Raw genomic sequence first — 9,257 nt, forward strand, 5'->3', positions numbered from 1 at the left:
AAAGGTTTCATCCTATTTTACCTTTTTTGGTCTACCCCCTTGACAATTTGCACTTTTTCTTAACTTGTCACAAATGCTCACGGGTATAAAATCGCTCTTTTTCAGGTACACCAGAGTGAAAAGCAGCTTCTAGAGGTGGATAAATCTTTATTCCCTCTGGATGTTGAGCAGTCCCTATGACTAAAACCGTAAATTCTCGACCTTTGATAAATCGTTCTACAAAGATACTATCTGCTGGAATCTGCATCCCATGTTGTCCTTGCTGTAGATCCTCAAATCGAGCGATCGCTTCTTCATCAGTGTGGACAACAGATTTTAAGGAAATTCCTCTAGTGCCAAACGAAGCTGACGGTTTGACGATCAGTGGAGGTACAAGGCGATCGCATAATCCCCAAATGCTATTCACATTGTTAATCACTTCAGATGGTGCAGTTGAAACTCCTGCCTCAACAAAAGCCTGTTTCATCAATATCTTAGAGTCCCCCATTTTAAAAAATTGAGAATCTGCACCCGTGAAGGGAATACCTTTAGCTTCCAATAATTTGACAACAGAAGCCCCCGGATATCCATCAATTTCATCAAGCCCCGCACAGTAGTTCAGTACAACTGGGAAATATTGGGCTTGGGAAGCAGCAACTTCTTCAATCACCGCAGTCATATTCTCTAAGGTGATTAGCTTAAACTTCCATTCCACATTCAGTTCCGCAAAAACCTCTGCTAGTTCTTGCTGAAAATATGCAGGATCAAATTCTTCGTTAGAAAAATTTTGCTCTAGAGATAAACAGGGAATGAATGCCCACACAAGTATCTCTTTATCCGAATTCTGTAAATTTTTGAGTTGTTGAATTGATTTCATTTTTTCGATTACCTTGGAAAAATTACATAACTGAAAAACAAAAGCTTGATTGAGTTAAACTTCATTTTGATTCATTAAATGCTATACTGACATTCTTTTGATTCCACGAAGTTTGTATACAGACGTTGAAAAGGTGATTTAACTCGCTCTAGATGTTGTAAATTAAAGACATCTAACATCATGGCAAGACCACTCCCATATTCTGGGTGATTTATCATATCAATGGGTTGATAGCCTAGTCTTTGAAAGAAAGCAATCATGTGAGGTTCGCAGTCTATAAAATCAAATTTAATTTGATCTTGCAGGAGTTGATAGTAATATGCCTGCATTAGACTCAAAGCTATTCGGCTTCCTCTCAGATGTTTTTGAATCATAAATTTTGTGCCAATTGATGTATCAAAGAAATGTGCCTCTCCGGCAATTTTACTGATGTGATAAAGCTCTGCATAGTACCCTAAATCGGATTTTATAGTATAGTTACTTCTAGCAGTTCCCACCAATTTACCATTTTGAAAAGCTACAAATATATTGCCATATTTATCTAGTGGTTCTTCTATTTTCTGCTGTTGGTGGTTCGTATAGTGTTGGGCATATCCCAGTTCTTCTACATAAATTTGATAACGTAATTTGAAAACCTGTTCTTTTTCTTCAGGGGTTTGAGCTAATCTGATTTCCAGCATGTTAGTTGTATATTAATAGTTGATGTACTTGAACTTTTAACTACTGTTGATAATTATTTTTTTTGAGAGTGTTGTCTTTATTTAGTAAACCTTGAATGATTTTTAGGTGAAATAGAAAATATGATTGCTCTTGGTACTGAAAGTATTTGCCAATTAATGTATGGAGAATAGGCAGATTATGAGATGGCACTGAAGGATAAACATGGTGTTCAGCATGATAATTTGCATTCCACATCACACATCGGACAAATGAATTAGACAAGGTGGTTCGAGTATTGTCGAGAGGATTGGAAGTTTTATCACAACCATAATGTTCTGGAATAGCAGTCAAAAATGCGCTAGGGAAGGACATTAGGAGTGGACACCAGTAGAACAGAAAAGTGAATTTAGTCCATACAATAGTAGAAGTAACGACTAGAGCTATCCACCCTAATAAAGCTAAGTTGTCAATCTGAATATCACGACGTGCTTTCTCTAAATGTATGTAATTAGGAAAATTTTCAAGTATTATATTAGTTAACTGTAAGACATAATTGACAACATTTAATACGAATAAGTCCAGGAAATACCCTCCTAAGCTTGAGTAATCATCAAAATTTGATGTATCACCCACAATACGGGTATATTTGTGATGCTCAAGATGCTTGTATTTATAAGATGAAAAGTTTAGAATAATTGGTAATGACCATACTACTCCTATTAAACGATTAACTTTGACAGAGCTACTTAAGTTATTGTGGACACATTCGTGTACAGGTGCAATAAAACCAGAGAAAATGAAACCTTGAAAACACCAAAGGAGCGGCCAAACTAACCAATTGTGGAGCATAACTCCAATCCAGCATAATAGGACATATGCACTAAGATTAAAAGAAGAAAAGAGGAAAATTTTTACTAGATTGGGCTTTTGGATGTCATAAAAAACCTGGCTGTCAACAACAAGTTCTGTAGGAAAAATGCGCTTAACCTTGTTGATACTCTTCATAAATTGAAAACCTGTTCTGTTTGTTAGGAGGTTTAAGGTAATCTGATTTTCAGCTTGGTATTTTTAGGTGGGTAAATTCAGAGTTTGTTTTTACTTAAGGCGATCGCCCTTCTGATGTGGAAATTTAATCAGGTTGTGGGGCGATCGCTTTTCATGTACAAAGTTTAATTTTTACTGTTCCATATAGGATTGTTATTGCAGTCTTTTATGACTAAATTGCCATTATCTTCCACAAACAGCTTGCTGCCTTTGTATTGAGATTCATAAACGCCAGACGACCAAACCGGCTTGGCGTGGTCTGTATAAACGACAAAGTTGCCGTCATCCTGCATATAGGTTCTCCAGGCATAACTTCCTTTTGTGTTGGAAGCCCATATAGGCTTTTCAGTTGAAGAATCATAAACTACTAAATTCCCATCTTCCTGATAAATAAGCTGATAGTTTTTGCTTTGTGAAAATAATCGGTCTCCTGGTAGTAAAAAATCACCTTCTTGTAGGTAGTATCTGACTTTTCCAGCCAACGCGAAAAATTCTAACTCTCCTTGCATACACCTTTTGTATACAGCAATGGCTTCATTGACATCCAGTTCGCTTGCCTTGCTATCAACAAACTCTTCCAACCTGCGGGCGCTTTGATCACTTAAATTATCTTGAATCCAAAAACTGTATAAATTTGCCGGACCTACCAGACGATTTTGTAATTGATTTGCCAGCCATGTCCAAAGACGCAAACAGGGAATATTAGATACTAGAAAATAAGCCGATGAGTGACTCTTTAAAACCTCTGACTTGTAGTTGATGTATTGTTGAAGTTCTGAGGACAGGTTTATGCCACTCGGATTGTTGATACACCATTTGTCAAATAAGCTTTTCGTATATTTCTCATAGCTTTTGCAACGTTCTTCGGCAAATTGTTTAATTGTTGCATCTGTAGCAGTGTCAGCCAATCTTCTGTACTGCTCTGTGGCTTGATAGCAATAAATAGCATCTTGCACTGTATAGAAGCCGTACTTGTTGGGGTCGAGGTCACCATACTTAATGCCTTGAATATGACAAGTTTGCATCGCTTGTTCCGCAATAGGCATGGCGGCTTCCCACATTATTTGAGATAAGCGTTCTCCGTCAATTCTAAAAAATTCTGTAGTTTCGAGCAGCATCTCTGGAACGAATTTTCGGGGGGATAGAAAAGATAATTTTTGTGGCATATCAAGTGACCTGAGTTTTTATGACAAAACTAGAGGGTGAACTCCAACTGGGAATTGGAGAGCTTTTCTCTAGTCCCTTAAGTTGCTTAATGCTGGCGCAGCATCGCTCACCTATAAATAAGACGCTTCCCGAAGCCAAATTGTGAATTCTTACACGGCACAAATTTTTGAAACTCGCCCCACCCGATAAAACCGCCCCAAAGATGCGCCCCTCTTCCAGCAGAGGTAGGCAGGCGTTGTCGAGGAATACCACACCAGTCTTCTATTGTCAAGGAATAGCACGATATAATTTTCACTACTATTCGGGCTAGGTGTAAAGTTATGAGTCCTTTGACACTAAACCTAGACACCGTTGACATTAAACCTAGAACCGTTCACCTGCCAGACAAACAGTTCTATCAGTTATGTCAAAATAACCGCGAGTTACAGTTTGAACGAACGGCCAAAGGAGAATTAATTATTATGTCCCCCGTTGGCGGAGATAGCGGAAATCGAGAAGCTGACCTGATTGCTGATTTAGTTATCTGCAATCGGCAAACCAACCTGGGTTATACCTTCAGTTCCTCCACTGTATTTAAGTTACCCAATGGCGCTGATCGTTCTCCTGATGCCACTTGGATTCAGCGCGAACGCTGGGAACACTCACACCCGAACAACGGCGCAAATTTCCCCCCATCGCACCCGATTTTGCGATCGAATTAAGGTCAGCAACAGATGATTTAGAAATGTTGCGTGACAAAATGCGGGAATATATGGACGCAGGGGTGCAATTGGGATGGTTAATTAACCCCCAACAGCAACAAGTAGAAATTTATCGTCAAGGACAAAGTGTAGAAGTGCGAAATCTTCCTACAGAATTATCAGGTGAAAATATATTGCTTGAATTTAGGTTGAATCTATCCCTTTATTAACACTCCTCGCCCCCCTGTTAGCAATCTCAGAAACCCGGTTTCTGGAATGGGGGATGCCAAAATTTAAAATTTCGCTACTCCAAGCTAGAGAAACCCCGATTAGCAATTGCTTCAAAGCGCTTCGCGAAGCTATACGCCTAAGCGGAATCGCCCATTGAGAAGACGAGGGAAAGACCGAGATTTCGCTGCTACAGCTAAAGAAACCCGGTTTCTCGCCCTTCATCCTTTCCTCTAGTTCCAGCTTTTCTCTGTGCGGTACAGACAGCGCCACCGACTGGGGTTCCCCATCAGCAACAATCTCTATTTCCTCTAACTTCTCATCAGGTTGAGCATCAACTAAAACAGGCTCAATCTGCCTAACAGACAGCGCCGCCTCTGGTAATTCTACACCAGCCACAATTTGTACTTCTTCTAACTCCCCAGATAAGATTATCTCGCGCGCAACGGGTTCTTTTTGAGCAGTCTTCTTCGACTTCCGTGGTTTGGCAGACTGAGGAGAAACCCTCGACTTAGGATTAGAAAAATCCGAGTCAGTCCCATCTTCGCCGAAATTTTCATTGAACCGCTGACGCAAAATTGCCCGCGCCTGGGAAATGCGCTTGCGGACGTTATCGTAGGAAATATTAAGTTGTTCGGCAATATCTGGATAAGATAGCCCTGATTCAAAATGGAGAAGAAAAGTCTCGCGCAATCTATCGGGCAACTCATCTATTGCCCCACGAAAAAATAATTTTAGTTCGCGCTGCTATGCAGCGCGAACTGGTGTTTCCTCTTGGCTAATTAATTCGGTTTCGTTTCCTATAGCAATGGTGTCTAAACTGTCAACTCCTACTGCACCCCTGTTGCGCTCTCGATGAATATCGGCGCACAGGTTATAAGTCAGTTTGGTTAACCAAGCCTTAAAGTTTTTGATATTATCCGTACAATCTCTTACTTTTTCCCAAGCTTTGAGCATCGCCCGACTGAGGGCATCTTCAGCATCGGTTGGGTTGCCCATCCACTTGCGACAGCAGCGGTAAAGATAATCTTGATTATCCTGCCATAATTTCCAAAAAACTGAATCTATATCTTGAGTGCATGAGGAAGGGATCGATGCAGAACTACAACTTAACATCTCTGGAGCCTGAAACTCTAGGTGGACAAACAACTTGCGATTAATTTAGGCAGTAATTTACTTAGCCTTAGATGCACCTATCACCATGTTGACTCACCACTTAGGCTCCTGTCAGTCGGAAAAGTCGGATCTTTCAAGTCGGAAAAGTCGGAAAAGTAGGATCATCGCCGCTATGAGTGCATAGCTCAGACATCCCTTTAACAATCTAAGCTCACCCGCGAGCTAAAATGCCACTGTATTAATACTGAATTCAGGCTGATATATAGGTTAAGGAGACCGGCTGTTTTATATGCTGTCCATCATCCCAACCCCGCTCAGGAGTTGGCTTTCTGGAACGTTAGCTGTAACTTTATGCTATGTGTCTGAATCACCAGCTCCCAGATTTATCCGTGGGAGCACTTCCACAATTTCAAATCTCAAATCTCAAACGCGGGACGTAGGATTAAGCCACAGCAGAATTGTCCGTTTTAATTCATTTAATTCTCGATACACTTCTTGTTTGACCCATTGCCCGATCGCGTCGAAGGGCGTAAAAATTTGACCCACAGGCCAACTAACATCTTGACCCAAGGGTGTTTGATGGTTGCCCGCTAGAGTCTGAACAGTAATCATGTCGGGAAATCGTGCTTTCAGCAGTTTGGTCAACAGCAGGGTTTGGTCGATGTTGTCGCCGTTAAATTTGACTAAAAGATTGCGCCGAATTTGATAGCTATCTTGGACGAGGCGATTAGTCTCTTGCGGCGAAGGGGTAAACTCAACGTTAAAGACGGGGGAAATTTGCTCGACGATCGGGATTGCTTCGGATGCCGCATAATTGTTGAAAGAAATCAGAATATTGCCTGCCCTTTCTACGTCAAATACAGAACCGATCAGCAAGTGCAGTTTGCATCCCATGCTGTGTCCCATACCGTAAACGGGGAGATAGGAAGATTTGAGCAATTTAGTGGCGCGCAGGCGATCGAGGGCATTTTCAAATTTGTTGAGGACATCGCGGGCGATCGCAATATGATCCAAAGTATTGACAAACGGTGTTGCTACAACAACATATCCTTGATTCCCCAAAGCCTCTAACAGCCAGCGATAGGTGAGTTGCGGTGCTGTCGCCACAAATGCACCGCCGAGAAAATGTACGATCGCGATCGGTCTTGAAGGAATTAATACCCAATTGCCAGAAATTTCTTGCCAGTCCATAAATTCAATCTAATTCAAAGTAAAAATGCGATCGTCCTCTGAAGGTAAAAGGCAGAATGTTTTATAAATTTTTGCTTTTATTTTCTGCATCAAAAAGGGGTTTGCTACCCATTTTTTAATTCCAAAAACTTTCCTTTTTACTTATACATTATTTATTTTAACTGTTTTGGGGGTAAATAGCACGGCTGGCGATCGCTGCTGTTAGCGCCCTGTATAGGGTTGAAGCTAGTGGCACAATAAATCAAGGATGACATCCGATCGAGCCTTTCAAAGATTTGTATATCCTGTCCCACCGCACGGCTGCAAGCCGCTGTAGCTAGTCTTGCGGGTAATTGACCCGACAGGATATTAACAGTCAAATAGGGCTCAAAACCCGAATGTCGCGTATTAACCAGCCCCTGGGCGATCGGCGTCGATTCGGCTTTATTGGCAGCACCTAATTTCTTGAGTAAACCCGCATACAACTATAACATCCTTTAGGACAGCCCCTCGATTTCAGACGATCGCTGGGGGTTTAATTGTGGCGAATGACTGATACCTTCTGCGGTTTGATGACTCAACTTTTCGTGAGTCTTCATCCATTTCCACTTGTGTACAGTAGCTTGAGGATTGAGCAATGTGGTAGCGATGCCGTAAACAATAGTAGGCAAAATCTCCTGATTTAACCAACTTTGTCCCAGCTTTCTCATGTAGTGCAGTGCCAAAACTTCTCTAAATTTGTTAAGCCTTTGTAAAAGCGGCAAATTTTTAAAACATAACTGTTCGTACTCGTGGAGTGATAACTCTTTTTCTCCCCGCAAGCGCCGCAATTGGTTTTCCTTGACACAATCAGAAGCTATGCGCTTCTTCAGCCAGTGCTTATCCGTGAGAGAGTTTCCTCTAATTCGATAATTTCCCAAAGGTTCTGTCGCCGCTAGCAAGCCGTACTTTTGAGCAAGTTTGGTAAATAATTCTGTATCTTCTCCTACCTGCCAATCTTCTGCAAACCCCCCTTCTTTGAGAAGAATGGAGCGATGGACTACAACAGAAGACGGGAAAACCCAAGGACTTTCGCCTGTCTCCTTAATCGCCTGCATTTCTGCTTTAGTTGTAGGATAGGTGGGAATATAACTCAACTTCTTACCGTGCTTGTCTAAATATCGCAAAGCGTGAGCCACAGCTTTGACTTCGGGATTGTCTGCGAGCATCTTCAAACAAACTTCTAACTTATGGGGTTCCCAGGTATCGTCGCTGTCGATAAACGCTACATACTCGCCTATGGCGCGATATATCATTAAATTTCTCGACTTAGAAACCCCGTAATTTTGGGGATTCCTGAAGTATTGAATTCTCGAATCTTGCTCGACCAGCTTAGCAGCAACTTTGTCAGTAGCGTCAGTAGAGCAGTCATCAACAATTAAAATTTCTAGATTCTTGTGGGTGCCATTGAGTACGGAAGCAACTGTCTCGGCCAGAGTGTCGGCAGCATTGAATGCAGGAATGATTACGCTGACTTTTTGGCTGTTCATAACTTGCATTAAGGTGTGGTTTGGTAGTTGTTCGCCGAAGTATAGTCTCGAAGCAGACACTCTGACTCATTTACGTGCAAGTACCTGTAGTCAGGAAACTTGCCTACATACTCCAAATATAACAGGTTTACCGACATCAGTGTTATCTATCATAAGGAGGGAACAGCCCTTAGCAGGCGGAGTGTAGACTATTATTTGGCGGTCAATTTTTCTGACACAAAGGCGACGGGTGCGAGGGATTGAGGGATTTTTTCGGAGACTGGAGTTGTCCTAAGTTCGATCGCATCTTTTTGCTTAAATAGACTTACCCAGAAAAACCGGGTCTCAGCCCAAATTATTGGTTTAATAACTATACAGCTACTAAAAAAAACGGTTCCTGACTCAGTTCGATTCCGGTTAATCGCTAATCATAAATTTGTTTTTCGTGCGCCCGAACCGGGAGCGAGGAGTTTGATATTTTACTACAAGCTTAATTATAATTATTAATCAAATTCGACTATATCAAGAGTAAGTAAATCTTGTTTTAAGCTGTTCGACATCTAAACTGCATTAACTCGCGTTACCTTTGTTTTTGATCTTTCGGTTCCATTTCATAATTAATTCTCCTTCATTTAAAAGTTTATGTAACAGTGATTCTAGTTTTTCAATGGATTCAAATAATCTATTAGCAACATATTCCTTTGCGGAATGCCATACTAATTCAACTAGGTTATAGTCAGGGCTATACTTGGGCAAAAACTCTATGATTAGATTCGGCATCTCTGACGCTATTTTCTGCAAAGTCTCTGCTTTTTTATGAAAACTAGC

At 41.2% G+C, this 9,257-nt stretch carries 10 protein-coding genes and 1 pseudogene; 1 reads left to right on the top strand and 10 read right to left on the bottom strand.

Translation table 11 applies throughout. The features are described 5' to 3' along the window. Positions 1–67: 67 nt before the first annotated feature. The 4 genes from QUB37_RS28605 to QUB37_RS28620 form a co-directional block, all read right to left on the bottom strand. The gene (locus QUB37_RS28605) at positions 68–856 is read right to left on the bottom strand and encodes an ATP-binding protein (RefSeq protein WP_333168539.1); all 789 of its coding nucleotides are present in this window, start codon (positions 854–856) and stop codon (positions 68–70) included. A gap of 74 nt (positions 857–930) precedes the next feature. Beyond that, on the bottom strand, positions 931–1,536 hold the full coding sequence (locus tag QUB37_RS28610) for an N-acyl amino acid synthase FeeM domain-containing protein (RefSeq protein WP_333168540.1): 606 nt from the start codon (positions 1,534–1,536) through the stop codon (positions 931–933). Between the two features lie 40 nt (positions 1,537–1,576). Then, positions 1,577–2,521 (bottom strand): fatty acid desaturase, encoded by a 945-nt coding sequence (locus QUB37_RS28615; protein ID WP_333168542.1) that lies wholly within the window; start codon positions 2,519–2,521, stop codon positions 1,577–1,579. 164 nt (positions 2,522–2,685) lie between these two features. Continuing rightward, positions 2,686–3,726: a hypothetical protein gene (locus tag QUB37_RS28620; protein WP_333168543.1), complete on the bottom strand. Its 1,041-nt coding sequence runs from the start codon at positions 3,724–3,726 to the stop codon at positions 2,686–2,688. Positions 3,727–4,047: 321 nt separating this feature from the next. On the opposite strand from QUB37_RS28620, the pseudogene QUB37_RS28625 reads away from it, so the two are divergent. Continuing rightward, positions 4,048–4,637: pseudogene (locus QUB37_RS28625) on the top strand (Uma2 family endonuclease). On the opposite strand, the gene QUB37_RS28630 reads toward QUB37_RS28625, so the two are convergent. The 6 genes from QUB37_RS28630 to QUB37_RS28655 all read right to left on the bottom strand — a co-directional run. After that, the gene (locus tag QUB37_RS28630) at positions 4,612–5,349 is read right to left on the bottom strand and encodes a sigma factor-like helix-turn-helix DNA-binding protein (protein ID WP_333168551.1); all 738 of its coding nucleotides are present in this window, start codon (positions 5,347–5,349) and stop codon (positions 4,612–4,614) included. The pseudogene QUB37_RS28625 and the gene QUB37_RS28630 sit on opposite strands and share 26 nt — an antisense overlap. A 33-nt stretch (positions 5,350–5,382) precedes the next feature. Continuing rightward, complete coding sequence (locus QUB37_RS28635) at positions 5,383–5,751, bottom strand: sigma-70 family RNA polymerase sigma factor (protein ID WP_333168544.1); 369 nt, start codon at positions 5,749–5,751, stop codon at positions 5,383–5,385. A 423-nt stretch (positions 5,752–6,174) separates the two neighbouring features. Further along, a complete protein-coding gene (locus tag QUB37_RS28640; RefSeq protein WP_333168546.1) occupies positions 6,175–6,942 on the bottom strand; it encodes a DUF1350 family protein in 768 nt (255 codons plus the stop codon). A gap of 152 nt (positions 6,943–7,094) precedes the next feature. Continuing rightward, positions 7,095–7,406 (bottom strand): hypothetical protein, encoded by a 312-nt coding sequence (locus QUB37_RS28645; protein ID WP_333168547.1) that lies wholly within the window; start codon positions 7,404–7,406, stop codon positions 7,095–7,097. Positions 7,407–7,418: 12 nt separating this feature from the next. Then, complete coding sequence (locus tag QUB37_RS28650) at positions 7,419–8,510, bottom strand: glycosyltransferase family 2 protein (protein ID WP_333168548.1); 1,092 nt, start codon at positions 8,508–8,510, stop codon at positions 7,419–7,421. A gap of 489 nt (positions 8,511–8,999) precedes the next feature. Further along, positions 9,000–9,257, bottom strand: a 258-nt coding sequence (locus QUB37_RS28655; RefSeq protein WP_333168550.1) for a transposase, incomplete at its 5' end; no start/stop codon positions are given.

The organism is Microcoleus sp. AT3-A2 (assembly GCF_036705685.1).
GTDB lineage: Bacteria > Cyanobacteriota > Cyanobacteriia > Cyanobacteriales > Microcoleaceae > Microcoleus.